Origin of the sequence: Amycolatopsis dongchuanensis (assembly GCF_039542405.1) — a bacterium.
GTDB lineage: Bacteria > Actinomycetota > Actinomycetes > Mycobacteriales > Pseudonocardiaceae > Amycolatopsis_E > Amycolatopsis_E sacchari.
Genome location: NZ_BAABIB010000169.1, coordinates 1 through 24,038 on the forward strand (window position 1 = coordinate 1; position 24,038 = coordinate 24,038).

A 24,038-nucleotide genomic window follows, 5' to 3' on the forward strand; every position below is an offset into this window, starting at 1 on the left:
CGCCGACTGACTGCAACACCAGCCCCACCAACCACAACACGAGTTACGAGACATCCCTTAGGGTCGCGGGGTGCCTTCCACTTGGGTGGGCGACGGGGTGCGGGGGTGGACGGCCCTCCGCCGCTTCGTGCGCGCGCGGCCGGTCGTCGTCGACGGGCTGGTTGCGGTTGGCGTCGGGGTGGGTGTGGTGGCGGGGTCGGATTCCGTCGCAGCGGCTGTGCGGGCCGGGCCGACCGGGCAGTCCGCCTACGCCGTGATCGCGCTCAGTGCCGCCGCGTTGGCTTTCCGCCGGTCCAGGCCCGTGAGCAGCTTCGCGGTCTCGTACGCGGCGACGATCGTGTTGCTGGCTACCGGTTTTCCCTACGGCCCGATCGTCCAGCTGCCCGCCCTCGCGCTCTACTCGCTGGCCGCATGGCGCCCGCCAAGGGTGTCCGGCGCCGTTTGCGGACTCGCCCTCGCCGTGTGCCTTCCGCTCGAGCTGGCCGGGCACTGGGCGCCGTGGCCGGTGCCCGTGACGCTGGCGGTGACCGGCGGCTGGCTGGTGTTCCCCTGGCTGGTCGGCCTGGCGGTGCGGGCGTACCGGCGGATCCGCGAACGGGCCGACGAGGCCGAGCGCGCGCGGCACGTGTCCGAAGAACGGCTGCGGATCGCCAAGGACGTGCACGACCTGGTGGGCCACGGCCTCGCCGTGATCAGCATGCAGGCGGGCGTGGCACTGCACGTCCTCGACCGGCAGCCCGCCGACGTCCGGACCGCGTTGCTGGCCATCCGCGCGACCAGCCGGGACGCGCTCGACGGACTGCGGGTGGCGCTCGACGGTCCGGACGCCACCCGGCAACCGTTGCGAGGGCTCGACGAGCTGGGCGACCTCGTACGGACCGTGAACGGTGGCGGGCTCACCGTGGTTCTCGACGTCGCCGGGACTCGTCCCCAGGTCCCCGCGGCCGTCGACGTGGCCGGGTACCGCATCGCGCAGGAAGCGCTGACGAACGTGGTCAAGCACGCTGCCGCACGACGCGCGACGCTGCACGTCGCCTACGAGGAGACGGGCGTCCGGTTGGTGGTCACCGACGACGGGAAGACCGCCGGATCCCACCTCGGGAGCGGGCGAGGACTCATCGGCATGCGCGAGCGCGCTCAAGCTGTCGGTGGCACGCTCACCGCCCGGCCGCTGACGACAGGCGGGTTCGCGGTGTCCGCGTTCCTCCCGTACAGCAAGGAGTTCGAGCGATGATCCGGCTGGTGATCGCCGACGACCAGGCGCTGGTGCGGCTCGGGCTGCGGGTCCTCCTGCGGGGCGAGCCGGATCTGGAACTGGTGGGCGAAGCCTCGGACGGCGCCGAAGCACTCGCCCTGATCCGTCGGCACCGCCCCGACGTCGTGCTCATGGACGTGCGGATGCCGGGGCTGGACGGGATCGCGGCACTGCGGCTGCTGGCCGCGGACGCCGACCTCGCCGACGTCCGCGTGGTCATGCTGACCACCTTCGAGGTCGCCGACTACGTGTTCGACGCGCTCGCCGCGGGCGCCGCCGGATTCCTGCTCAAGGACGCCGACCCCACCGAGATCCTGCGTGGGATCCGCGTCGCCGCGGCCGGGGATTCGCTGCTCTCCCCCGCCGTGACACGCATGGTCATCGCGAAGTTCGCCGCCACGGCCCCCGGCCGGCGCCGCCACGCCGGGCTGGACACGCTGACGCCGCGGGAACGCGAGGTGGTCGGCTGGGTGGCCGCCGGGCTGTCCAACGACGAGATCGCCGCCAAGCTGGTCCTCAGCGCCGCCACCGTGCGCACCCACATCAGCCGGGCGATGACCAAAACCGGTGCCAGGGACCGGACCCAGCTCGTCGTCTTCGCCTACCAGTCCGGCATGCCCGTTCCTGGTACGTAGGCTGCGCAGCCTCCGTCGTCCTCACGTGCGGACAGGAAGCCGTTCCCCGGCTGATGTGCGCGACGGACGTCCTCGCGCAGACTCCTCCAGCGAACCGGTACGAGAGCGGAGGAATCCTATGTGGACGATGATGCGCGGTGCGGTAGTGGGCCTGGTCGCACTGGTCACGCTGAACACCGGTGTCGGCGTGGCGGCGCAGGACCCCCTGCGCCTGGAGCTGCGGGCGGCGATCGACCGGACCGTGCTCGGGGCGGCACTGCGCTGGACCGACCACGGCCGCACGTGGACCGCGACCGCGGGCAGCGCCCGGGCGGACCGGCGGCAGCAGGTGCCCGCGGACGGCACCTACCGGATCGGCAGCATCACCAAGGCCTTCGTGGCGACGGTCGTGCTCCAGCTCGCCGACGAGGGCCGGCTCGGTCTCGACGAGCCGCTGCGGCGGTACCTGCCGGACGCGCTGCCGCCCGCCTACCGCCTCGTCACCGTGCGGGAGCTCCTGCAGCACACGAGCGGTGTCCCCGACTACCGCCCGGAAGTCATGGCCGACGCGGAATCGGCGTTGCGCGACCGGTGGCGGCAGTGGCGGCCCGCGGAACTGGTGGCCATCGCCACCGCCCATCCGCCGCTGGCCGAACCGGGTACCGCGCTGAGCTACGCGAACACCAACTACGTGCTGCTCGGCCTGCTCATCCGGCAGGTCACCGGCCGGTCATGGGCGCAGGAGGTGACGGACCGCTTGATCCGGCCGCTCAGATTGGTGCAGACCACTGTCCCTGAAACTGATCCCCGGCTGCCGGGACACCACGCACACGGGTACGCGACGGTGGACCAGGGGCTGGTGGACATCACCGACATCAGCATGACCGCCATCGACGCGGCCGGGTCCATCATCTCCACCCCCTCGGACGTGGACCGGTTCTTCGCCGCACTGCTCGGTGGGCGACTGCTCTCCCCCACCACGCTGGCGGACATGCTGCGACCGTTCCCCGGCACGCTCGGCGGTGTCGCCGGCTACGGCCTCGGCGTCATGACCCTGCAGCTTCCCGACACCTGCGGTGGCACGACCCTCTACGGCCACGGCGGCGGCACGTTCGGCTTCGCCGGGTTGGTCATGGCGTCCGCGGACGGAAGCCGCCGGCTCGTGGTTTCCTTCAACACCACCCGCTTCGACGAGGCGGCTTCACCGCTCCCCAAGCTGCTCGCCATCACCGACGCCGCGTTCTGCGGTCGCTCCTGACGTCACCGCCTGCCGATCCGTTTCGCGGCCTCCACCCGGTACCGGCCTGGCGTCACCCCGAACTCCCTTTCGAAGGCGTGCGAGAGGGAGTACGGGCTGCTGTAGCCGACGCGGCCCGCGATGGCGGCCAGGGTGTCCGACGTGTTGCGGAGGTGGGTGGCGGCGAGGATCAGGCGCCACCACGTCAGGTACGCCATCGGCGGGCGGCCGACCAGCGTGGTGAACCGGCGGGCCAGGGTGGGGCGGGAGACGCCCGCCTCCGCGGCCAGACGCTCGTTGCTCCACGGGGCGGCCGGGTTCGCGTGCAGCGCCCGCAACGCGGCGGCCGTCACCGGGTCGCCCAGGACGCGGGGCCAGGTTCCACTGGTGGCCTCACTCATCCAGGACCGGACGAGGTAGACGAGGAGCAGGTCGAGCAGGTTCGGGAGCGCCACGCACGACCCGGGCCGCTGCTCGTCCAGCTCACCGGCCAGCAGGTCGATCGCCGCGCGGAGTTCCGGGTGGGCGCCCACCCGGTTCGGCAGGTGGACGACTTCCGGCAGCTCGGTCATGAGCGGGTGCAGGCGGCTGCAGTCCAGCCGGTACTCGCCGCGGACCAGCTCAGTCTGGTCGGGTCCGGGTCCCGCGACCCACCGCTCGAACGGCACCGCCTTCTCCCTGGCGACCGCCGCGTCGAGCGGGGAATCCGCGATCACGTGGCCGGTGCCGTGCGGCAGCAGCACCGCATCACCCACGCCCAGCAGCACCGGGTCACACCCGTCGGGCAGCAGCCAGCACCTACCCTTCAGCACCACGTAGAACCCCGCGCCGTCGAACGGGTCGAGCCGGACGCACCAGCTCCCGCTCGTCCGCACCCGGTGGGACGAGGGGTGCCCGAGGTGCACGGCGGAGATCGCGTCGCTCACCACATCCACTTCCGCAGGATATCCCCACGTATGAGGCGTGAGACGGATGATTATCTCGATGAGCAGTGACCGCATTGAGACAGTCAGTTGATCTTCCTAGGTTCGGTTGCATGACCGAACGAGACAACCGAGTGCAGACGATGGTGCTGGGGGACGTCGAAGTCATCCGGCTCGTGGAGTGGCAGCAACCGTTCGCGCCCGCCGCCGGCCTCGTGCCGGACGTACCCGCCGAGGTGTGGCAGGACAACCGGGACTGGCTGGTGCCGGACCACTGGGAACCGGACAGCGGCCGGGCGGTGCTCGCGCTGCAGACGTGGGTGCTGCGCAGCGGCGGACGGACCATCGTGGTCGACACGGGAGCGGGCAACGGGCGGGAGCGCCCGGGCATGGCACCGTTCCACCAGTGCCGGGGCGATTTCCCCGAGCTGCTGGCCAGAGCCGGCATCTCCCCGGAGGACGTGGACGTCGTCGTCAACACCCACCTCCACGTCGACCACGTCGGCTGGAACACCGTCGACGCGGACGGGGAGTGGGTACCGACGTTCCCCAACGCCCAGTACCTGATCCCCGCGGCGGACGACTTCCACTACGGCCCGGAAAACGCTGTGCAGGAGGTCGACCGCCTGATCTACGAAGACAGCATCGCCCCGATCCACCGAGCCGGACAGGCCGTGCTGTGGGACGGCACGCACCGCATCGACGAACACCTCACCCTGGAGTCCGCGCCCGGCCACACGCCCGGGTCCTCCGTGCTCCGGCTCGCCTCCGGCGGCGACCGCGCGGTGTTCGTCGGGGACCTGGTGCACAGCCCGGTCCAGGTCCTGCACCCCTGCTGCAACAGCAACGCCTGCCTGGCCCCGGACCAGGCGGCCGCCAGCAGGCGACGGGTGCTCCAGCGCGCGGCCGACGAACGGGAGCTGCTCGTCCCCGCGCACTTCGGCGGTGCCGGTGCGGTGGAAGTCCGGCGACACGGTGACGGGTTCGCCCTCGGCCCGTGGGCGGCAGCGAAAACCCTGTGATGACAACGAAAATCCTCGTCCCGGTACTCGCCTTCACCGGCGTCGTGGTCGCGGTGATGCAGACCCTGCTCGTCCCTGTGCTCAAGGACCTGCCCCAGCTGCTGGACACCGCACCGGGCAACACGAGCTGGGTCATCACCTCGACGCTGCTCTCCGGCGCCGTCGCCACCCCGGTCACCGGCAGGCTCGGCGACCTCTACGGCAAGCGCCGCATGCTGATCGTCAGCCTCGCGGTGATGGTCGCCGGTTCGCTCGTCAGCGCCCTCACCAGCGACCTGATCCCGATGATCACCGGCCGGGCGCTCCAGGGCCTCGCGATGGGCGCGATACCGCTCGGCATCGGCCTGATGCGCGACTTGCTCCCCGAGGAGGAACTCGGTTCGGCGATGGCGTTGATGAGCTCGTCCCTGGGGGTCGGCGGCAGCCTCGCCCTGCCCGCCGCGGCACTGGTCGCCCAGCACGCCGACTGGCACGTCCTCTTCTACGGCGCCGCGGGCCTCGGTGCCGTCTGCACCGTGCTCACCATCGTCGTCGTCCCCGAGTCCCCGGCGCGGGCGCGGGGCTCGTTCGACGTCCTCGGTGCGATCGGGCTGTCCGCCGGTCTGGTCCTCTTCCTGCTGCCGGTCAGCAGAGCGGGCGACTGGGGCTGGACCTCGGGCAGGACGCTCGGGCTGTTCGCCGCGGCGGCCGTCGTGCTCGCCCTGTGGGCCGTGCTGGAGCTGCGGCTCGCGGCGCCGCTGGTGGACCTGCGCACGACGGTCCGCCCCGCCGTGCTCCTCACCAACCTCGCCTCGATCGCGGTCGGCGCGTCGTTCCTCGTCGTCTCGCTCGTCCTTCCCCAGCTGCTCCAGCTGCCGAAGGTCACGGGCTACGGCCTCGGCCAGCCGATGGTCGTCGCGGGCCTGCTCATGACGCCGCTCGGCCTGACCATGATGGGCACGGCGCCGGTGCACGCCCGGTTGTCCGCGAGGTACGGCCCCAAGGGCACGCTGATCCTCGGCATGGTGATCATCGCGGCCGGGTACGGCGCGGGCCTGGGCCTGCTGAGCGCGCCCTGGCAGAGCCTCGTCCTCGTGGTGGTCCTGGGCGCGGGCATCGGACTGGCGTACTCGTCGCTGCCCGCGCTGATCGTCGCCGCGGTCCCCGTCTCGGAAACGGGTGCCGCCAACGGCCTCAACACCCTGATGCGCTCGATCGGCGCCGCGCTCTCCAGCGCCGTCGTCGGCGCGGTCCTCACCAGCACCGCGAACGAGTCGATGCTCCCGTCCCTGCAGGGCTTTCGCTTGTCGTTCCTGTTCGCGGCGGGCGCGATGGCGGTCGGCCTGGTCGCGGCGGTTTTGCTGCCGAAGAGCCGTCAGGCGTCGAAACGCGAGCGGGCACTCTCGATGTGAGCCAGGTGCTCATGGGTCCAGCCGCAGATGGCGTCGACCGCGGCACGCAGGGCCCGGCCCGGCTCGGTGAGGGTGTACTCCACTCGCGGCGGCACGGTGGGGTACACCTTCCGGTCGACCAGGCCGTTGCGCTCCAGCATGCGCAGGTTCTGAGTGAGCATCTTGTGGCTGACGCCCTCGACCTCGCTCCGCAGCTCACTGAAACGCAGCGTGCGCTCGCCGAGCGCCTCGATGATCAGGAGCGCCCACTTGTTGGCGACGTCCGAGAAGATCTCCCGCGCCAGGGAGTCCGCGCGCCGCAGGTCGGCGTCCTCGGGCAGGCCCTTGAGCAGGTGCTTGGTAACCATCAGGTTCCTCAGTTCCGGAAAAGTGCGTTCTTCCTGGTCAGGCCTCACTCTTCTACAGTTCCTGGGTAACCACAAGAGAGTGAGAGGCACGATGACCACCATCGATTCCTTCGACCACGACATCCCGGCCGAGAGCGACTTCGGCTACACGCAGGCGATCAGGTCCGGCGAGCTGATCCACGTCTCCGGCCAGCTCGCGTTCGACGACGCGGGCGAGTTCCTCCACGCCGGTGACTTCTCCGCCCAGCTCAAGCAGACCTACGCCAACATGGACAAGGTCCTCGGCCACTACGGCGCCACCCGCAACCAGGTCGTCTCGCAGACCGTGTACGTGGTGGACCTGCGCCAGAACGCCGCGGCGGCAGCGGAGGGCAACCGCGGCTACTTCGGCGACCACCGCCCGGTCAGCACGGTCCTGGGGGTCACCGAACTGACCTTGCCCGGCCAGGTCGTCGAAATCAGCTTCGTCGTCGATACGCGGCTGCCCGCTTGAACCCCCTCAGGCGCTGGGTTGCGGCATGCGGTCGACCGACTCCAGCAGCTGTGCCTGACGGCCGCGGTACTCGGCGACGTTGGCCAGCTTGATCTCCTCGTAGCCGCGCACTACATCGGGCAGTTCGGCGAGCGCCAGCAATGTTTCGTCGTCCACAGTGGACGAATCCAGCGCTCGCGTCACGGCTTCCCGGTACTCGGCCACGAGACGGCGTTCGGTGCGCCGCACTTCGGTGTACCCGAACACGTCGAGCCGGCTACCGCGCAGGCGCCTCGCGGCCCGCAGCAACCGCAGCGCCGGACGGCTCCACGCCCCGAGCGCGATCTTGCGGTCGAGCCCCAGCGCCCGCAGCACGGGTGGGTGCAGCTGGTAGGAGTACCGGGCGCCCTCGCCGAACTGGGCCTCGACCTCCGCCTGGAGCGCCGGGTCGAGGGACAGCCTGGCCACCTCGTACTCGTCCTTGTAGGCCATGAGTTTGTAGAGGTTGCGGGCGACGGCCTGCGTGACCGGGCCGTCGCCCGCGCGGGCACGCACCCCTTCGACGAACTCCGCGTAGGAGCGCGCGTAGTCCTCGTCCTGGTAGGCGATCAGGTCCGGGATCCGCACGTCGAGCAGCCGGCCCAGCTCACCGCCGTCCGTCTTGACCAGCGCGCGCACGCGGTGCGCGGCCGGGCTCGGCTCGACCGGCGCCGCCGCCGGCGGGGCGAGTTCGGCGGCCACCGCGTCCGGGTCGGCCACCAGCTGCCGCCCACGGCGGAACGCCTGCAGGTTCGCCGCCACCGCGGTGCCGTTGACCTCGATGGCCCGCTCGATCGCCGCGGCGGTCACGTTGAGCGCGCCGGTCTGGTAGGCGGCACCGAGCTGGAGGATGTTGGCGTACTGGTCGTCCCCGAACAACGCCTCGGCCGCCGCCCGGGCGTCCAGGTAGTGCCCGCGCATCGTGGCACCGTCCAAAACGGACCGGATGCTCGACTCGCCGGGGAAGGAAACGGCGGTGTCCACGATCATCCGGCCCGTCGGAACCTCCGAAGTGGACACGACGGCGACCGTGCGCTCCGGGTCGGCCACCTCGAGGTACGCCGGATCGGTCGCGACGAGCGGGTCACAGGCGAGGTACAGGTCGCACTCGCCCCTGGCGAGCTTCGCCGCCTGCTCGACCGGCGAGGTGGTGATCTTGACGTCGGAGACGACCGCGCCGCCCTTCTGCGCGAGGCCGGTCTGGTCGAGGGTGCGCACGTGCCTGCCGTCGAGCACGGCCGCGGTGGCCAGGATCTGCGCGACGGTCACCACACCGGTGCCGCCGATCCCGGTGATGCGCACGGCGACGTCGCCGCTCGAGGGCTCGGGTTCCGGCAGGGCACCAGCGTCGATCGCCGGCACCACCCGGCGCCGCCGCTCCCCCGGCACCACCGTCAGGAACGACGGGCAGTCACCCTTGAGGCACGAATAGTCCACATTGCACGAAGCCTGGTGGATGCAGGTCTTGCGGCCGAACTCGGTTTCCACCGGCTGCACCGACAAGCAGTTGGACTTCACCCCGCAGTCACCGCAGCCCTCGCAGACGCGTTCGTTGACGAACACCTTCGTCGCCGGGGTCTCCAGCTTGCCGCGCCGCCGCTTGCGGCGCTTCTCCGCCGCGCATTCCTGGTCGTGGATGAGGACGGTGACACCGGGGACCGCGGCGAGCTCCTCCTGGGCGCGCAACAGGTCGTCCCGCGAGCGGACCTCGACGCCACGCGGGAACCGGAGGCGGCGCAGCCGGCGCGGCTGGTCGCTGGTGACCACGACCTTCGCGGCGCCTTCGGTGAGCAGCAGCGCGGCGAGCCTGTCCACCGGGAGCGCGCCGACCGCGTCCTGGCCGCCGGTCATCGCCACCGCCGAGTTGTGCAGCAGCTTGAAGGTGATGTTCACCCCGGCCGCCACCGCCGCGCGCACGGCGAGGCTGCCGGAGTGCGTGAACGTGCCGTCGCCGATGTTCTGCACGAAGTGGCGGGTCTCGACGAACGGCGCAATCCCGATCCACTGCGCGCCTTCGCCACCCATCTGGGTCACGCCGATGACTTCGCCGACCTGATCCGGGTCCATGAACAGGGCCATGGTGTGGCAGCCGATCCCCCCGCCCACGAGCGTGCCGTCGGGCACCTTGGTCGAGGAGTTGTGGGGGCAGCCGGAACAGAAGTACGGCGTGCGGGCCAGCAGTGGCACCGCGATCTGCTCCCGCCTGCGCCGTCCCCGCCACGCCTGCACCGGTTCGAGGTCGCCGAGCACACGAGCCAGCCCGGTCGCGATGACGTCCGGGTCGAGCTCCCCGAGTTCGGTGAACAGCACCCGCCCGTCCGGCCCGGTCTTGCCGTACACGCGGGGCGCGCCCGCGCGGCCGTAGAGGACCTCCTTGAGCGAGGGTTCGACGAGCCCGCGCTTCTCCTCCACCACCACGATTTCGTCGAGCCCGTCGGCGAACTCGGCGACGACGTGCGGGTCGAGGGGGTGGATGACGCCGAGCTTGAGCACGCGGATGCCGTACCGGCCGAGTGCGGCCTCGTCGAGCCCGAGTGCGCGCAGCGCCTGCCGGAGGTCCAAATAGGACTTCCCGGACGCGACCAGCCCGATGCGGTCACGCGGACCGGAAACCACGATCCGGTTCACCCCGCTCGCCCGGATGTACTCGAGCGCCAGCGGAAGCCGGATGCGGCGCAGGCTGTGCTCCAGGTTCGCCAGCTGCGGTCCGAGGAGGCGGCTGCTCGGCCGGTGGCCGTAGGCCTGCGGGTCCGAAAGGACCGGCGGGGTCCACAACGGCTCGACGTCGGCCGTGCCCGCCGCGTCCGCGACGTTGGCGACGAGCTTCATCGCCGTCCACACCCCGGCGGCACGGGACAATTCCACGGCGTGCAGGCCGTAGTCCAGGATGTCCTGGGAATCCGCGGGGAAGAACACCGGCATCGCCAGGTCCGCCAGCGCGTGCTCGGACGCGGAGTGCAGCGTCGAGGACTTGGCGTTGGGGTCGTCACCGACCAGGGCGACCGCTCCGCCGCGCGGGTGCGTGCCCGCGAGGTTGGCGTGCCGCAACGCGTCCTTCGCGCGGTCCAGCCCTGGCGCCTTGCCGTACCACCAGCCCGTCACGCCGTCCCCGCGCGAGGCCCCCAGGGTCGCGGCGAGCTGGCTGCCCGCGACGGACGTGGCCGCCAGTTCCTCGTTCAGCCCCGGCCGGTGCACGACCGAATGCTCGTCCAGCAACGCCGAGCGCCGCGCCAGCTCCAGGTCGAACCCCGCGAGCGGCGAACCCTCGTAACCGGACACGAACGCGGCGGTTCCCGCACCGGTCCGGCGGTCGTGGCGGACGCGGTCGAGCACCGCGCGCACCAGCGCCTGCACCCCCGTGAGGTAGACCGTTCCCGTCTCGCGCACGTACCGCTCGTCCAGCGTGAAGGTGGTCATGCCGGCTCTCCCTGCGTCGCGTCGGTGCTCTGTGGATCACTTCAGCCCACGGATCGGGGACGACGCAACATTGCCGGGGTAGGTCGCATCAAGTACGCAAAGATCTGGCTCGGAAGTGCAGTTCCCATCTGATCTTTTGCGTACTATCGCGCCCCATGACCGGAGAACCGCTCGACGCGACCGACCGCGAGATCCTGGCGCTCCTGCGTGAGGACGCGCGCCGCACGCTGTCCGACATCGCTGCCCGCGTCACCCTGTCGACGGCCGCCGTGAAGCGGCGCATCGACCGCCTCCAGCAGGAGGGCGTCATCGTCGGGTTCACGGTGCAGGTGGACCACGCGAAGCTCGGCTGGGGCGTCGAAGCCTTCACACAGCTGCGGTTCTTCGGCACCACCCACGTCGACGAGATCGTGCGGACCACCACCCGGATGCCCGAGGCGCAGGCGGTGTTCACGATCGCGGGCGACACGGACGCGCTGGTGTGGCTGCGGGTGCGCGACATGCGGCACCTGCAGGACACGCTCGACGAACTGCGCCGCAGCCACCACATCACGAGCACGAAGACCCTGATGGTGCTGGACTCCTGGACCCGGGGCCAGCAGTGGCCGGGGGCCTCGCGGACCTAGCGTTCCCGCGACGCGAGTTCCAGCACCTTGACGAGGTTCACCCGTTCACCGAGGGTGCACAGCTTCTCCCCCGTGGCCGCGACGACGAGATCGACGTAGGCGAACTGCTTCTGCGTCTGCGCCTGGCCGATGGTGCGGGTCCGGGTGTACTGCCGGACGTCGAGCTCGCGCCACGGGTGGACCTGCGGCCGGCCGCCGCTGGTGAACACCACGCCGCCCTCGAAGCAGTACAGCTTGGGCGCCGAGCGCCACGCGCGGTCGTACAGCCGCCACAGCAGGAACACGGCCACCGGGGCGAGCACGAGCAGGCCGATGCCGATGCCGCGGCCGGTCCAGCCCCCGGCGCCGACGACCAGGCCGATCCCGGCGGCGAGCAGGACGAACGGCACGAACACGAGGCCACACGCGTAGCCGCCGTCCATGAAGGCTTCCGTGAACACTTTCTCGCCGAGACCCCCCTGCCGCGCGAGCCGCAGTGCCTCCTCGTCCGGTCCGTCCATCACCCTCCTCCGGTTCCCGCCCGGGAGAACGAGGTTAGCGGGGCTGTCGATCTTGCCGCGTCGGTAGAAAGGCCCACAGGGCCGCGGGGCGGTCAGGGACGCAGCAGCGGCAGGAGGATCTCGTCGACGAGGGCCTCCACCTCGTGCGGATCCACGTGGTCGTGCTCCCAGGCTTCGAGGGTGACCAGGCGCGGGCCCAGCGCGGCGATCCGCTCCGTGACGCGCTCGGGCGCCGCTTCGCCCCGTTCCGCGGCCTGCCGCAGCACGGTCAGGAGCACCTCCAGGTGCGGGCGGATCACGAGGCGGTACACGTGCTCGAACAGCTCGGGATGCCGGTGGCGGTGCGCGATCAAGGGCCGCAGCGCACGGCCGCGCGGCTCCTCCAGAGCCCCCGCGAGCCGGCTCAGCAGGGCGATCAGGTCACCCCTCAGCGTGCCCGTCCCCGGCGGGGCCGGGACGTCGCCGAAGCCGGTGGCGGGATCGGTCAACGCGGCCATGACCAGCTCGGCCGGGGTGGACCAGCGCCGGTACAGCGCCGCCTTCCCGGTGCCCGCCGCGACCGCGATCTTGTCGAAGGACAGTTCCTCGAAGCTCGTCCTCGCCAGCTCCTCCAGCGTCGCCAGGCCGATCGCGCCGGTGAGCGCTTCGCCGCGCCGGCGGGTCGGGACGCGGGGTGGCCGTGCGGGATCCATGGCTACCCGTATAGCACGCCACCCGTGCTACGTTGTTAGTGAACAGTTTTGTTCCTTAACGGAAGGCGGGTCCGATGGCCGCTAAGACAGTGCTCCGCAACGTCCGGGTGTTCGACGGGAACGCGCTCACCGAACCACGCACGGTCGTCATCGACGGCACGGTCATCGGCGAGGACCCGGGCGGCGGGCGCGAGATCGACGCGGACGGGGCGGCGCTCCTGCCCGGCCTGATCGACACGCACGTCCACCTGCAGGTGCCGGAAAACCTCGCGACGCTCGCGTCCTGGGGTGTCACGACCGGGCTGGACATGGCGTGCTGGCCGGTCGAGCGCGTCGCGGCGCTTCGCGAGGTCACGGGCGCGGCGGACTTCCGCACCGCCGGCCTGCCGGCGATCGGTCCGGGCGGCAACCACGCGAAGATGCTCGGGATGCCTGAGGAGGCCGTCGTCCTGACCGCCGACGACGCGCGCCGGCACGTCGAGGCCAGGGTGGCCGAAGGGGTCGACTACATCAAGGGCGTCGCCGAAGCACCCGGCGAGGGCGGGCTGACCGCCGAAGCCCTGGGAGCGCTGGTCGAAGCAGCCCGGGAACACGGCCTCAAGACCGTCGTGCACGCCGTGGCGCCCGGGGCGTACTCCATGGCAGTGGCTTCCGGCGCCGACTTCGTCACGCACGTGCCGTTGACCGGCCCGATCCGGGCGGAGGACATCGCCGCCATGAAGGCCGCGCGCCAGGTGGCGATCCCGACCCTCACCATGATGGAAGGCATCCTCACCACGGGCAGGCTGGCCGGGCGGTTCCCCGTCGACGGGCTCGTGCGCACCCTCGCGGACCTCCACGCCGCCGGTGTCGAAATCCTCGCCGGGACCGACGCGAACGACCAACCCGGCGCCCCCAGCCCCGTGCGCCACGGGGAAAGCCTGCACCACGAGTTCCAGCTGATGGCGCGAGCCGGCCTGACGACCGCGGAAATCCTGCGCTCGGCGACCACGGACGCGGCGCGCGCGTTCGGCCTGACCGACCGGGGCGCGGTCGAACCCGGCCTGCGGGCCGATCTCGTGCTCCTCGACGGCGACCCGGTCGAGGACATCTCCGCGACCCGCGCGATCCGGTCGGTCTGGTGTGCCGGCACGGAGATCACCCCGGCCGGGAAGGACAGCTGATGGACGACGTCACCGAGATCACCCAGCTCGTGCTCAACGAACGCCAGGGGCGCGACCGCGGCTGGTGGGACCAGATGCGCTCCGCCTTCGCCGACGACTCGACCGTCCGGCTGAGCTGGTTCCGGGGCAGCGGCGCGGAATTCGTTGCCGCGTCGAGGGAGATGAGCGCCCGCGGCGACCTCGCCGTGCACCGGCTGAGCCCGCCCGTGGTGCACCAGCGGGGAAACCGCGCGATCGTCGAACTGCCCGCGGTGATCGAACTGCGCACGACCGTCGACGGCGTCGAAGCCGACCTGGCCTCCGCTGCCCGCCTCCACTACCGCGTCGAGCGCCGCGACGGCCGCTGGCTGATCACCGCACTGGACCCGGTGTACGAACGCGACCGGCTCACGTCCGTCCACCCAGGACAGACGCTGCCCGTCGGTCCCGCGGACGTCGCCGCCTACCGGCCGCCGTACCGGTTCCTGTGCTACGTCTTCTCCCGCCGCGGCTACCCCGTCGCCGACGACCTGTACGGGGACGACCGGCCGGAGGAAGTCGAACGCTTCCACGAAGCCGCGTTCGCGTGGCTCTCCGGCTGAACGCCCCGCCCGGGGCCTTCCGGACCGCTACGCTGCCGCGATGACCACCATCGACTCGCGTCCCGTGAAGATCGGGGTGCAGCTCGCCCCGCAGCACGTCGATTTCGCCGCACTGCGCCGCGCCGTGGCGGAGGCCGAGGACAGCGGCGTGGACCTGGTCTTCAACTGGGACCACTTCCTGCCGATCTCCGGTGACGAGCACGGCAAGCACTTCGAGTGCTGGACCACGCTCGCCGCGTGGGCCGAGCACACGTCGCGCGTGCTGCTGGGGCCGCTGGTGACCGCGATCAGCTTCCGCAACCCCGACCTGGTGGCGGACATGGCCCGCACCGTCGACCACATCAGCGGCGGCAGGCTGGTACTGGGCATCGGCGCGGGCGCCATGGAACGCGACTTCGCCGAGTACGGCTACGAGTTCGGCACCCCCGGCAGCAGGGTGAACGCGCTCGCCGAGGCGCTGCCCCGGATCGAGCGGCGGTTCGCGAAGCTCAACCCGCCGCCGGTGCGCAAGATCCCGGTGCTGATCGGCGGTGGCGGTGAGCGGCGGACGTTGCGGCTCGTAGCCCGGCACGCCGACATCTGGCACTGGTTCTCCTCGGGCGAGGAGTTCGCCCGCAAGAAGCGAGTGCTGGCCGAGCACTGCGCCGAAATCGGCCGCGATCCGGGCGAGATCGAACTGTCGGCGGGCGTCGGGGGCGATCCCGAGGCCGCGGGGCCGCCGTTGCTGGAGCAGGGGGTCACGACGTTCACGCTGGAGGTGCACGGCCCGGAGTTCGACCTGTCCACCGTCCGCGCCTGGGTCGCGTGGCGGGACCGGCTGGGCCGCTGATCCCTCAGTCCCGCTGGGCGAGCAGGCGTGCGAGCGCCTCGATGGTTGCGGGACCACCGCCCACCCCACTGATCCGCGCACAACTGCGTGCCTGACGGACTTCAGCGCCGCTGCAACGAGTTCGCCCGGCGTTCGGAGCTGTTCCAGTTGGCCAGCAGGCGCATCGACGTTTCCGAGGCGCTGCCGGGCTCGGTGGTGTAGACGAACAGGATCTGATCGGGATCGCCCGCCGGGTGCAGCGCCTGGTACTGCACCGTCAGCTCACCCACCACCGGGTGGTGGTAGCCCTTCGACCCCGTCGTACGCCGGTGCACCTTGTGATCCGACCACCACCTCCGGAACTCCGGCGAGTGAATCGACAACTCCCCCACCAGCTCCGACAACTGCGGGTCATCGGGATACCGGCCCGCGTCCAGCCGCAACATCGCCACCGTGTCCGCGGCCACCGCCTCCCAGTCCTGGTACAACTCCCGCGCGTGCGGATCGAAGAACACGAACCGCGCCTGGTTGCGCCGCGGCGCCGGCAACGCACGGAACTCCGTGATCAACGCCCCCGCCAACCGGTTGTGCGCCAGCACATCCAACCGCCTGCCCAGCACGAACGCCGGCGAGTACACCTCATCCAGCATCTCCACCAACCGCAACGTCGCCGGATCCACCCGCTGCGGCCGCGCCCGCCGCTTGCGCGCGGCCGGCTCCGGACGCGCCAGATCCATCAGGTGCTGCCGCTCGGCCTCATCCAGCCGCAACGCCGACGCCAGCGCATCCAGCACCTCCGCCGACGCACTCCGGCTCCGGCCCTGCTCCAACCGCGTGTAGTAATCCACACTCACCCCGGCCAGCTGCGCCAGTTCTTCACGCCGCAACCCGGGCACTCGCCGCCGCGCCGAGGCGTCCAGCCCCAGCTCCTCCGGGCTCACCCGCGACCGGCACGTCCGGAGGAACTCCGCCAGCTCACTGCTGTTCCTGCCGCTCATGCCCCCGATTCTGCCCGGCCTCCACCACCCCGGCAGCGGCCAAGGTGGCCCACCTTGTCCCCCCCTTGCCGTCAACCCGCGAGCTGCCCGTTGATGGCCGCGATCTGGGCGTTCTGCTCGGTCACGATGTTCTGCGCGAGGGCCCGCGTCTCGGTGTGCTGGCCCGACGCCAGCACCGCCGTGGCCATGCGCACGCCGTTGCCGAGGTGCTGCGCCATCGTGGTCAGCCACAGCCGGTCGAACTCCGGCCCCGACGCGGCGGACAACGCGGCGATCTGGTCCTCCGTCAGCATCCCCTCCATCGAGTGCCCCGAATGCCCGGAGTGCCCCGACGTGCTCGGCACCTCGGCCTTCCAGGACCGCAGCCAGCCGGACATCGTCCCGACCTCGGCCGTCTCCTGCATCCTGATCTCCTCCGCCGTGCTCTTCACGAACTCCGAGGTGGCGCGTTGCGCGGCCAGCTCGGCGACCTGGATCGACTGCTGGTGGTGCGGGATCATCTGCTGCGAGAAGTGGATGTCCGCCTGGTTGGCGAGCGGTGCCTCCGCCGCCGGGGCGCTCTCCCCCATCGCACAGCCGGTCAGCGCCAGGACGGCCAGCCCGAGCAGCGCCGCCCACAGACCTCGTCGCATGAAACTCCTCCACGGTTGACGGTGTTCGCCGGCACGGGGCACACGTCCCCCGCGCGCGGGCGGTTCAGCGCCCGGGGAGTCAGAGGTGCACGACCAGCCCGTCGTGCGCGATTTCGAACGCGGCTTCCCCGGCGTGCGCGAGCATGTCGGCGGACAGGTGGGTGAGGATGATCCGCTCGCAGTCCAGCTCGTCGCGGTGGGCCGCCAGTGTCCGGTGGTCCAGGTGGTACGGAATGGCCTTGTCGAGGTAGTACGCCTCGGCGATGAGCAGGTGCGCTCCGGCGGCCGCGAGCGGGATCGAGCCGGTCCACGCGGTGTCGCCGGTGTACGCGATGACCGTGCCGTCCACGTCGAGGCGGAGCGCCAGCGGTGGCGCGCCACTGGCGTGGTCCACCTCCCAGCCGGTCACGCCGACGCCCGCGACGCGTTCGGGCCGCCCTGGCGTCAGCTCGACGACCTCGACCTCGAACTTCCGCCGGACGCGGGAGGAGCCGGGGTAGAGCACCTCCATCGCGTCGGTCAGCCGCTGCCGCAGCCCGGGCGGCCCGGCGACGACCAGCGGCCGCGTGCGGCGGCGGAACTGGCCGTCGAGGACCAGGAACGGCAGCCCGCCGAAGTGGTCCCCGTGGAGGTGGGAGACGAACACCGCGCCGACCTCGTTCGGGTCGAGGTGCAGGCGTTTCAGCGCGATCAGGGCACTCGCGCCGCAGTCGAGCAGCACCGGCGGCCCCTGCTCCCCGGCGATGTGGAAGCACGCCTGGAACCGGCCACCGCTGCCGAACGCGTCCCCGGAACCCGCGAACGTCACACGCACTCGTCCGTCCGCCATTTCCGTACCGTGCCACAGGAAAGCGCTACCGTCACGGCGTGCCGGACAAGGTCGTGGTGACCCACTGGGTCGACGAGGACGTACTGGCCTACCTGCGGCGGTTCGCCGAGCCGGTGGCGCCGGAGGAGCGCACCGTCCTGTCCCGCGCGGAGGTGCTGGCGCAGGCGCGCGACGCGAGCGCGGTCCTCGCGTGCATGGCCGACCGGGTCGACGAGGAGTTCCTCGCGGCGTGCCCCCGGCTGCGGGTGATCAGCGCGGCGCTCAAGGGGTTCGACAACTTCGACGCGGACGCGTGCGCCCACCACGGGGTCTGGCTGACGATCGTGCCCGACCTGCTCACCGAGCCGACCGCGGACCTCGCCGTGGCGCTGACCCTCGACGTCACCCGCCGCGTCACCGAAGCCGACCGCCACGTCCGGGCACACGGCTTCGCCGGGTGGCGGCCGACGTTCTACGGCAGCGGGCTGACGGGGGCCACAGTCGGCCTGCTCGGCATGGGTGAGGTGGGCCGCGCCGTCGCCCGGCGGCTGGGTGGTTTCGGGTGCGCACTGCGGTACGCGGACCCCCGCCCGCTGCCCCCGCAGGAGGAGCGGCGGCTCGGCGCGCGACGGCTGGAACTGGGTGATCTGCTGGCCACCAGCGACATCGTGCTCGCGCTGCTCCCGCTCACCGCGGAAACGCACCACCTCCTGGACGCCGCCGCGCTCGCCCGGTGCAAACCGGGGGCGTACCTCGTGAACGTGGGCCGGGGCTCGGTGGTGGACGAGCACGCCGTCGCCGGCGCGCTGTCCGCGGGCACGCTGGCCGGTTACGCGGCCGACGTGTTCGAACTGGAGGACTGGGCGTTGCCGGACCGGCCCGACCGGATCCCGCCCGCACTGCTGGCGCACCCGCGCACGGTCTTCACCCCGCACCTCGGCTCCGCCGTCACGGCCGTGCGGCGGGAGATCGCGTTCGCGGCCGCGCGCCAGATCGAGCAGGTCCTCGCCGGCGAACGGCCCGACCACCCGGTCAACGACCCCGCGCGGTGACGCGGGGTCACTCGCGCAGCGCCGGTGTCCGCCACGCGACCAGCGCGACCGCCAGCACGCACAGCACCCCGCCCGTCACGAGGGCCACCGCGCCGGAGGTCGCGTCCGCGACGAGACCCGCCCGCAGGTTCCCCACGTCGGGACCCGCCTGGCCCACCATCTGCTCCGCCGCCCCGGCCCTGCCCAGCATCGAGTTCGGGGTGTTCAACTGGACCACCGTGCCGCGCGACACGACGGACACGGTGTCCGCCGCGCCCGCCAGCACGAGGCAGCCCAGCCCGAGCCAGGCGTCCGGGACGAGCCCGAACAACACGAGCGCGACACCCCAGCCCGCCGACCCCGCGAGCATCACCGGTCCCGGCCGCAGGCGCGTGAACGTGCCCGAGAACACCGACGCCAGCACGCCGCCCAGTGCGATCGCGCTCATGAACAGGCCCAGGGTGTGCGGGTTGCCGCCGAAGCGTTCCTCGTTGATCAGCGGGAACAGGCTCATCGGCATGGACAGCACCATCGCGGCCAGGTCCGTCAGCAGCGCGCCCCGCACCGCTGGTGCCCGCACCAGGAACGCCAGCCCGTCGACCACCCCGCGCAACCCCGGCCGCGACGGCTCCCCGTCGGCACGCATCGGGGGCAGCCCGAAAACGCCGTAGAACGCCAGGAGGAACGTGCCCGCGTCCACGGCGTAGCAGCCGCCGACGCCCGCCCAGCCGAGGACGACACCGGCCACAGCCGGCCCCAGCAACATCGCACCCTGGTAGGAGATGCGGTTCAGCGCGAGCCCGGCGCCGACCTGCGTGCGGGGCAGCAGGCTCGGCACGAACGTCCGCGCGGCGGGGCCGCCGCCCGCGACGAAAGTGGACTGGACCGCGACCACCGCGAGCAGCACCGGCACCGGCAGCTGCCCGGCGAACCCCTGCACCGCCAGCACCACCGAGCAGACGAGTTGTCCCGTCAGCGTGCACAAGTAGAACTTCCGCCGGTCCACGCGGTCCACGAGGGTGCCGGCGAACAGCCCGAACGCCAGGATCGGCACCGCCTGCGCGAGCGCCGCCGCCCCCGTCCACACGGTGCTGTGCGTCGCCTCCCACACCTGGTACAGCACCGCGACGAGCGTCATCTGGCTGCCGAAACCGGAGAACGTGCGGCCGGTCCACCACCGGCGGAACGGGCGGGAGGTGCGCAGCGGCGCCAGGTCGAGCAGCACCGGGTCACTCTGCCAGCCGATCATCGCGGCCGCCAGGGTTTTCGGCGCCTATAGTCGCCGTCGTGGGGATGGGAACGATCGGGCTCGTGGTGCACCCGAGCAAACCGGTCCAGTCGTCGGTGCACACGATCCTCCGCTACGCCCGCGACACGGCTCGCGCGTGCTGGTCCAGGCCTCCCAGGCGGCGCTGGTGCCGGAGGCCGAAGCGGTGCCCGACGAGGAGCTCGCCGAACAGGCGGACGGGATCATCAGCCTCGGCGGTGACGGCACGATGCTCGGCGCGCTGCGGCTGGTCGTCGGCAGACCGGTGCCGGTGCTCGGCGTCAACCACGGCAACCTCGGCTTCCTCGTCGAGATCCCGCCGGACGGGCTGGCGGCCGCGCTGGAACAGCTGGTGCGTGAGGAGTTCACGATCGAACCGCACAGCTGCCTGGTCACCACCGAACCGGCCGAGCACGCCGCCTTCAACGACCTCGTGCTGGCCCGGCGCGGCCGGGGCGCGCTGTCGGTGGACCTGACCGTCAACGGTCAGCGGTTCGGCTACTACCGCTGTGACGCCGTGGTGGTCGCGACGCCCACCGGCTCGACGGCCTACAACTACGCGGCGGGCGGCCCGGTGCTCTCGCCGTCCGCGCCCGCGCTCGTGGTCACCCCGGTCGCGCCGATGGCGGGCGTGAGCCGCCCGATCGTGCTGGGCCCGAGCGACGAGGTCCGGCTGCACGTCGCCCCGGACAGCGCGACCGCCGGGCTGGAGGTCGACGGCACGGAGGCGGGGTCGCTGGCCGTGGACGGCGTGCTCACCGCGCACCTGCTCCAGGACGCGGCGAGGGTCGTGCGGCTCTCCGCCGGTGAGCACGCGAGCCGCAGCCGCGTCAAGCTGAGCCTGCTCGACCTGCCGCTGCGGCCGGACCAGCTGCTCGACCTCGTGCCCGAGCACCTGCGCAAACGGCTGGACCAGGCGCCTCCCGGGAAGTGGAAGTCCTGACCGGCCGGCTACCTGCTCCTGCCCAGCACCAGCCAGCCGTGCCCCGGCACGAGCGAACCCGGCCCCTCCCCCGCTGACGGCGTGGCGATCACCGAGAAGCCCGTGACGTCCAGGGGGAACCGGTACGGCTCGTCGCCGATGTTGAGCAGCGTCAGCACCTCGCCCTCGGGCGCGGTCGAGCGCAGCGCCAGCGCGCGGTTCGTCAGGTGCTCGACCGACGTGTGCGCCCGCACGAGCCAGGGGTGGCGGCGCCGCATGCCGACGAGCCGCTGGTGCAGCCGGTAAGTCGGCCAGCCGAACGGCGCCAGCTCGCTCGGGTCGCGCGGGAACGCGGGGCGGATCGCGTCGTCGCCGCCCTCGCGTTCCTCCTTCAGCCCGCGGAACGCCTGCTCGTCCCCGTAGTAGATGCTCGGCACCCCGGGGAGCGTCATCAGCAGCACGAGCGCGTGCGCGAAGTGCCGCTCGTCGGTGAGCCGCGTCGCCAGGCGGGTCACGTCGTGGTTGCCGATGAACGTCTGCGGCACGAAGGTGTCCAGCATCGCGACGTGCCGCTTCAGCGCCCAGGCCAGCTCGAAGAAGTTGCCGTCGTTGAGGGAACTCCAGGTCGCCTTCCACAGCTCGTACTGCGTGACCGAGTCCAGCCCGCTGCGCTCGACGTACGCGGCGTAGTCGCCGTGCAGCACCTCCCCGAGGAACCACGCGTCGGGATGGCGTTCGCGCACCGGCGGCACGACCTTCGCCCAGAACTCGGGCGGCACGGCGTACGCGGCGTCGAGACGCCAACCCGACACGCCCCGGTCGAGCCAGTGGCTGAGCACTCGCGTCACGTACGCCGCCACTTCCGGCCGCTCGTGGTCGAGCGCGACGAGGTGCCGGTGCCCCTCGAAGACGTCGTACGTCCCGTCGCCGCGACGGCGGAACCAGTCGCCGCCCTGCGCGAAGCGGCGGCTGACGTGGTTGAACACCCCGTCCAGCACGAGGCGCAGCCCCCGCTCCCGCGCGGCGGCGACCAGGCGGTCGAAGTCCTGCTCGTCGCCCAGCCGCGGATCGACGCGGAAGTGGTCGATCGTGTCGTAGCCGTGGGTTTCGGAGGCGAAGACCGGGCCGAGCAGCAGCCCCGAACAGCCCAGTTCCACCGCGTAGTCCAGCCAGTCGGCGAGCCGCCGCAGCCGGTGCTGGACGGCACCGTCGGCGGCGGCCCGCGGCGCACCGGTGAACCCCAGCGGGTAGACGTGCCACAAGATCGCGTGTTCCGCCCACTGGATCATGCGTGCTCCTCGTCTCAGACCTATCGGTAGCGCCGTTCGCCGCCGACCGCGATGCTTTACGGGTGGATCAGGACCTCGTCTCCCTCGCCGACGCCTACGGGGTGGCTACCCGTTACGAGAACTCGGAACAACGCGAGGTCGTCGTCGACGCCGATGTCGTGATCGCCGTACTCGCCCAGTTCGGTGTCGACGCTTCGACGCCCGGGAGCATCGAGCGCGAACTGGCAGCCGTCCGCGAGGCACGAGAACGTACCGCGCTGCCGCCGACGCTCGTACTCCGGGCCGGTACCGAGCACGACGCGGGTGGCCCGGCGTTACTGCGTTTGGAGGACGGCACCCGCCGCGAAATCGACGGGACGATCCCGGGGGACCTGCCGCTGGGCTGGCACCGGGTGGTCACCGAGGACCAGGACGTCGTGCTCGCCGTGGTCCCGGACCGGCTGCCCGACGTGCCGCCCGCGTGGGGCTGGATGCTCCAGCTGTACGGGCTTCGCTCGGCCGAGTCGTGGGGCATGGGCGACTACGGGGACCTCGCCGTGGTGGCCCGCCGTTCGGCGGAGGAGCTGGGCGCCGGCGTGCTCCTGGTGAACCCGGTGCAGGCGATCAGCCCGACGCACCCGGTCGAGCGGTCGCCGTACTCCCCGTCCAGCCGCCGCTTCGCGAACCCGCTGTACCTGCGGGTCACGGACACGAAAGCGTTTGCGGAAGCGGACGAGGCGACCCGGGAACGCGTGCTGGCGCTGAAACCGGACAACGACACCGAGCTGATCGACTACGACGCCGTGTGGGACGCGAAACTCGCCGCGCTGGAACTGCTGTGGCCACAGGAAACCGCCGAACCGGACCCGGCGCTGCGCGATTTCGCCACGTTCTGCGCGCTGGCCGAGCGGCACGGCCCGGACTGGCGCGACTGGCCCGAGCCGCTGCGGGACCGCGACAGCGCCGAAGTCGCGCAGGCACGTGAGGAACTGGCCGAGCGCATCGCCTTCCACGCCTGGCTGCAGCACCTGTGCCGCGAGCAGCTCGACGCCGCACGGCAGGCGGCCCATGACGGCGGCATGCCGGTCGGCGTGGTGCACGACATGCCCGTCGGCGTGCACCCCGGTGGCGCCGACACCTGGGCGCTCGGGGACGCCTTCGCCGCGAAGGTCACGGTCGGCGCCCCGCCCGACGCCTTCAGCCAGCAGGGACAGGACTGGAACCTGCCGCCGTGGCGGCCGGACCGGCTCGCCGAACTCGGCTACGCGCCGTTCCGCGACGTGTTGCGGGGTGTGCTGCAGTATGCGGACGGCGTGCGCATCGACCACGTCGCGGGCTTGTGGCGGCTGTGGTGGATCCCGCCGGGCGAGCCGCCGTCTCGCGGCACGTACGTGCATTACGACGCCGAAGCGATGATGGGCATCCTCGCGCTCGAAGCGCACCGGGCCGGTGCGGTCGTCGTTGGTGAGGACCTCGGCACGGTCGAGGACGAGGTGACCGAGACGATGCACGAACGCGGCATGCTCTCCTCCGCCGTGCTGTGGTTCCAACGCGACTACGACACGCCCGGACACCCGTTTGTCCCGCCGGGGAAGTGGGACCCTGAGTCCATGGCCAGCATCACCACGCACGACCTGCCGACCGTGGCCGGGTGGCTCACGGCCGAGCACGTGCGGGTGCGGGCGGAGCTGGGCCTGCTCGACGGTCCGGCCGAGCGGGAGTACTCGGCAGCTGAGGAGGAGCGCACGGATCTGACGAACTTCCTCGTCCAGCAAGGGATTCCGACCGAAGACAGGGTGGCGGCGCTGCACACCCTGCTCGCCTCGGCGTCCTCCCGCCTGCTGCTGACCGCACCCGCCGACGTCGTCGGCGAACGCCGCCAGCCCAACCTGCCCGGCACGGTCGATGAATACCCGAACTGGCGGATACCCTTGCCCGTCACCGTCGACGAGTTCTTCGCCGACCCCGGCGTACGCCGTCTGGTCGCCACCCTGCGGGCCGCGCGCCCGCTGAACCGCTGAGGAG

23 protein-coding genes are annotated in these 24,038 nt (G+C 71.8%); 13 read left to right on the top strand and 10 right to left on the bottom strand.

Features of this window, described 5'->3' with window-relative positions; all coding sequences use genetic code 11:
- Positions 1–70 precede the first annotated feature (70 nt).
- The 3 genes from ABFX51_RS37800 (at position 71) to ABFX51_RS37810 (ending at position 3,127) form a co-directional block, all read left to right on the top strand.
- The gene (locus tag ABFX51_RS37800; protein ID WP_346056675.1) at positions 71–1,234 is read left to right on the top strand and encodes a sensor histidine kinase; all 1,164 of its coding nucleotides are present in this window, start codon (positions 71–73) and stop codon (positions 1,232–1,234) included.
- The gene (locus ABFX51_RS37805) at positions 1,231–1,890 is read left to right on the top strand and encodes a response regulator (RefSeq protein ID WP_346056676.1); all 660 of its coding nucleotides are present in this window, start codon (positions 1,231–1,233) and stop codon (positions 1,888–1,890) included. The genes ABFX51_RS37800 and ABFX51_RS37805 overlap by 4 nt, the downstream gene beginning before the upstream one ends.
- A 130-nt stretch (positions 1,891–2,020) precedes the next feature.
- Positions 2,021–3,127 carry a serine hydrolase domain-containing protein gene (locus tag ABFX51_RS37810; RefSeq protein WP_346056677.1) on the top strand — a complete coding sequence of 369 codons (1,107 nt, stop codon included), beginning with the start codon at positions 2,021–2,023 and terminating at the stop codon, positions 3,125–3,127.
- Between the two features lie 2 nt (positions 3,128–3,129).
- On the opposite strand, the gene ABFX51_RS37815 is transcribed toward ABFX51_RS37810, so the two are convergent.
- Positions 3,130–4,041 carry an AraC family transcriptional regulator gene (locus ABFX51_RS37815; RefSeq protein WP_346056678.1) on the bottom strand — a complete coding sequence of 304 codons (912 nt, stop codon included), beginning with the start codon at positions 4,039–4,041 and terminating at the stop codon, positions 3,130–3,132.
- 101 nt (positions 4,042–4,142) lie between these two features.
- On the opposite strand from ABFX51_RS37815, the gene ABFX51_RS37820 reads away from it, so the two are divergent.
- The gene (locus tag ABFX51_RS37820; RefSeq protein WP_346056679.1) at positions 4,143–5,051 is read left to right on the top strand and encodes an MBL fold metallo-hydrolase; all 909 of its coding nucleotides are present in this window, start codon (positions 4,143–4,145) and stop codon (positions 5,049–5,051) included.
- Positions 5,051–6,442: an MFS transporter gene (locus ABFX51_RS37825; protein WP_346056680.1), complete on the top strand. Its 1,392-nt coding sequence runs from the start codon at positions 5,051–5,053 to the stop codon at positions 6,440–6,442. Before ABFX51_RS37820 ends, ABFX51_RS37825 begins: the two co-directional genes overlap by 1 nt.
- On the opposite strand, the gene ABFX51_RS37830 is transcribed toward ABFX51_RS37825, so the two are convergent.
- Entirely contained in the window at positions 6,406–6,789 is a 384-nt protein-coding gene (locus tag ABFX51_RS37830; RefSeq protein ID WP_346056681.1) for a winged helix-turn-helix transcriptional regulator, read from the bottom strand. The two genes, ABFX51_RS37825 and ABFX51_RS37830, sit on opposite strands and share 37 nt — an antisense overlap.
- Positions 6,790–6,880: 91 nt before the next feature.
- On the opposite strand from ABFX51_RS37830, the gene ABFX51_RS37835 reads away from it, so the two are divergent.
- Positions 6,881–7,282 (top strand): RidA family protein, encoded by a 402-nt coding sequence (locus ABFX51_RS37835; RefSeq protein WP_346056682.1) that lies wholly within the window; start codon positions 6,881–6,883, stop codon positions 7,280–7,282.
- A 6-nt stretch (positions 7,283–7,288) separates the two neighbouring features.
- Here the strand turns inward: ABFX51_RS37835 and ABFX51_RS37840 are convergent, their stop codons facing one another.
- A complete protein-coding gene (locus ABFX51_RS37840; protein WP_346056683.1) occupies positions 7,289–10,717 on the bottom strand; it encodes an indolepyruvate ferredoxin oxidoreductase family protein in 3,429 nt (1,142 codons plus the stop codon).
- Between the two features lie 155 nt (positions 10,718–10,872).
- On the opposite strand from ABFX51_RS37840, the gene ABFX51_RS37845 reads away from it, so the two are divergent.
- Positions 10,873–11,343, top strand: coding sequence for an Lrp/AsnC family transcriptional regulator (locus tag ABFX51_RS37845; RefSeq protein WP_346056684.1), 471 nt, complete (start codon positions 10,873–10,875; stop codon positions 11,341–11,343).
- Here ABFX51_RS37845 and ABFX51_RS37850 read toward each other — a convergent pair.
- Entirely contained in the window at positions 11,340–11,843 is a 504-nt protein-coding gene (locus ABFX51_RS37850) for a hypothetical protein (protein WP_346056685.1), read from the bottom strand. The two genes, ABFX51_RS37845 and ABFX51_RS37850, sit on opposite strands and share 4 nt — an antisense overlap.
- Before the next feature lie 92 nt (positions 11,844–11,935).
- The gene (locus tag ABFX51_RS37855) at positions 11,936–12,535 is read right to left on the bottom strand and encodes a TetR/AcrR family transcriptional regulator (protein ID WP_346056686.1); all 600 of its coding nucleotides are present in this window, start codon (positions 12,533–12,535) and stop codon (positions 11,936–11,938) included.
- A 74-nt stretch (positions 12,536–12,609) separates the two neighbouring features.
- On the opposite strand from ABFX51_RS37855, the gene ABFX51_RS37860 reads away from it, so the two are divergent.
- The 3 genes from ABFX51_RS37860 to ABFX51_RS37870 are packed head-to-tail and all read left to right on the top strand — an operon-like array spanning position 12,610 to position 15,108.
- Positions 12,610–13,698: an amidohydrolase family protein gene (locus tag ABFX51_RS37860; RefSeq protein ID WP_346056687.1), complete on the top strand. Its 1,089-nt coding sequence runs from the start codon at positions 12,610–12,612 to the stop codon at positions 13,696–13,698.
- On the top strand, positions 13,698–14,279 hold the full coding sequence (locus ABFX51_RS37865; protein WP_346056688.1) for a nuclear transport factor 2 family protein: 582 nt from the start codon (positions 13,698–13,700) through the stop codon (positions 14,277–14,279). Before ABFX51_RS37860 ends, ABFX51_RS37865 begins: the two co-directional genes overlap by 1 nt.
- Before the next feature lie 40 nt (positions 14,280–14,319).
- Positions 14,320–15,108 carry an LLM class F420-dependent oxidoreductase gene (locus tag ABFX51_RS37870; RefSeq protein ID WP_346056689.1) on the top strand — a complete coding sequence of 263 codons (789 nt, stop codon included), beginning with the start codon at positions 14,320–14,322 and terminating at the stop codon, positions 15,106–15,108.
- Positions 15,109–15,209: 101 nt separating this feature from the next.
- Here the strand turns inward: ABFX51_RS37870 and ABFX51_RS37875 are convergent, their stop codons facing one another.
- The 3 genes from ABFX51_RS37875 to ABFX51_RS37885 all read right to left on the bottom strand — a co-directional run bounded on the left by ABFX51_RS37875 (position 15,210) and on the right by ABFX51_RS37885 (position 17,546).
- Positions 15,210–16,085, bottom strand: a complete 876-nt coding sequence (locus tag ABFX51_RS37875) for a helix-turn-helix transcriptional regulator (protein ID WP_346056690.1) — start codon at positions 16,083–16,085, stop codon at positions 15,210–15,212.
- Positions 16,086–16,156: 71 nt separating this feature from the next.
- Positions 16,157–16,717 carry a DUF305 domain-containing protein gene (locus tag ABFX51_RS37880; RefSeq protein WP_346056691.1) on the bottom strand — a complete coding sequence of 187 codons (561 nt, stop codon included), beginning with the start codon at positions 16,715–16,717 and terminating at the stop codon, positions 16,157–16,159.
- A gap of 79 nt (positions 16,718–16,796) precedes the next feature.
- Complete coding sequence (locus ABFX51_RS37885; RefSeq protein WP_346056692.1) at positions 16,797–17,546, bottom strand: MBL fold metallo-hydrolase; 750 nt, start codon at positions 17,544–17,546, stop codon at positions 16,797–16,799.
- Positions 17,547–17,584: 38 nt separating this feature from the next.
- On the opposite strand from ABFX51_RS37885, the gene ABFX51_RS37890 reads away from it, so the two are divergent.
- A complete protein-coding gene (locus ABFX51_RS37890; protein WP_346056693.1) occupies positions 17,585–18,577 on the top strand; it encodes a phosphonate dehydrogenase in 993 nt (330 codons plus the stop codon).
- Between the two features lie 7 nt (positions 18,578–18,584).
- On the opposite strand, the gene ABFX51_RS37895 is transcribed toward ABFX51_RS37890, so the two are convergent.
- The gene (locus ABFX51_RS37895; RefSeq protein ID WP_346056694.1) at positions 18,585–19,805 is read right to left on the bottom strand and encodes an MFS transporter; all 1,221 of its coding nucleotides are present in this window, start codon (positions 19,803–19,805) and stop codon (positions 18,585–18,587) included.
- A 136-nt stretch (positions 19,806–19,941) separates the two neighbouring features.
- On the opposite strand from ABFX51_RS37895, the gene ABFX51_RS37900 reads away from it, so the two are divergent.
- Positions 19,942–20,766, top strand: coding sequence for an NAD(+)/NADH kinase (locus tag ABFX51_RS37900; protein ID WP_346056695.1), 825 nt, complete (start codon positions 19,942–19,944; stop codon positions 20,764–20,766).
- An 8-nt stretch (positions 20,767–20,774) separates the two neighbouring features.
- On the opposite strand, the gene ABFX51_RS37905 is transcribed toward ABFX51_RS37900, so the two are convergent.
- The gene (locus ABFX51_RS37905) at positions 20,775–22,034 is read right to left on the bottom strand and encodes an alpha-amylase family protein (protein ID WP_346056696.1); all 1,260 of its coding nucleotides are present in this window, start codon (positions 22,032–22,034) and stop codon (positions 20,775–20,777) included.
- A gap of 62 nt (positions 22,035–22,096) precedes the next feature.
- On the opposite strand from ABFX51_RS37905, the gene malQ reads away from it, so the two are divergent.
- Positions 22,097–24,034: a 4-alpha-glucanotransferase gene (malQ, locus tag ABFX51_RS37910; RefSeq protein ID WP_346056697.1), complete on the top strand. Its 1,938-nt coding sequence runs from the start codon at positions 22,097–22,099 to the stop codon at positions 24,032–24,034.
- The last annotated feature ends 4 nt before the right edge of the window (positions 24,035–24,038 follow it).

Excerpts from the sequence above, each read along its gene's own strand:
- ABFX51_RS37885 (WP_346056692.1), bottom strand. The coding sequence starts at position 17,546 with ATGGCGGACGGACGAGTGCGTGTGACGTTCGCGGGTTCCGGGGACGCG.
- ABFX51_RS37805 (WP_346056676.1), top strand. The coding sequence starts at position 1,231 with ATGATCCGGCTGGTGATCGCCGACGACCAGGCGCTGGTGCGGCTCGGG.
- ABFX51_RS37875 (WP_346056690.1), bottom strand. The coding sequence starts at position 16,085 with ATGAGCGGCAGGAACAGCAGTGAGCTGGCGGAGTTCCTCCGGACGTGC.
- ABFX51_RS37865 (WP_346056688.1), top strand. The coding sequence starts at position 13,698 with ATGGACGACGTCACCGAGATCACCCAGCTCGTGCTCAACGAACGCCAG.
- ABFX51_RS37835 (WP_346056682.1), top strand. The coding sequence starts at position 6,881 with ATGACCACCATCGATTCCTTCGACCACGACATCCCGGCCGAGAGCGAC.
- ABFX51_RS37820 (WP_346056679.1), top strand. The coding sequence starts at position 4,143 with ATGACCGAACGAGACAACCGAGTGCAGACGATGGTGCTGGGGGACGTC.
- ABFX51_RS37830 (WP_346056681.1), bottom strand. The coding sequence starts at position 6,789 with ATGGTTACCAAGCACCTGCTCAAGGGCCTGCCCGAGGACGCCGACCTG.
- ABFX51_RS37880 (WP_346056691.1), bottom strand. The coding sequence starts at position 16,717 with ATGCGACGAGGTCTGTGGGCGGCGCTGCTCGGGCTGGCCGTCCTGGCG.
- ABFX51_RS37870 (WP_346056689.1), top strand. The coding sequence starts at position 14,320 with ATGACCACCATCGACTCGCGTCCCGTGAAGATCGGGGTGCAGCTCGCC.
- ABFX51_RS37895 (WP_346056694.1), bottom strand. The coding sequence starts at position 19,805 with ATGATCGGCTGGCAGAGTGACCCGGTGCTGCTCGACCTGGCGCCGCTG.
- ABFX51_RS37860 (WP_346056687.1), top strand. The coding sequence starts at position 12,610 with ATGGCCGCTAAGACAGTGCTCCGCAACGTCCGGGTGTTCGACGGGAAC.
- ABFX51_RS37840 (WP_346056683.1), bottom strand. The coding sequence starts at position 10,717 with ATGACCACCTTCACGCTGGACGAGCGGTACGTGCGCGAGACGGGAACG.
- ABFX51_RS37810 (WP_346056677.1), top strand. The coding sequence starts at position 2,021 with ATGCGCGGTGCGGTAGTGGGCCTGGTCGCACTGGTCACGCTGAACACC.
- ABFX51_RS37845 (WP_346056684.1), top strand. The coding sequence starts at position 10,873 with ATGACCGGAGAACCGCTCGACGCGACCGACCGCGAGATCCTGGCGCTC.
- ABFX51_RS37855 (WP_346056686.1), bottom strand. The coding sequence starts at position 12,535 with ATGGATCCCGCACGGCCACCCCGCGTCCCGACCCGCCGGCGCGGCGAA.
- ABFX51_RS37825 (WP_346056680.1), top strand. The coding sequence starts at position 5,051 with ATGACAACGAAAATCCTCGTCCCGGTACTCGCCTTCACCGGCGTCGTG.
- ABFX51_RS37905 (WP_346056696.1), bottom strand. The coding sequence starts at position 22,034 with ATGATCCAGTGGGCGGAACACGCGATCTTGTGGCACGTCTACCCGCTG.
- ABFX51_RS37850 (WP_346056685.1), bottom strand. The coding sequence starts at position 11,843 with ATGGACGGACCGGACGAGGAGGCACTGCGGCTCGCGCGGCAGGGGGGT.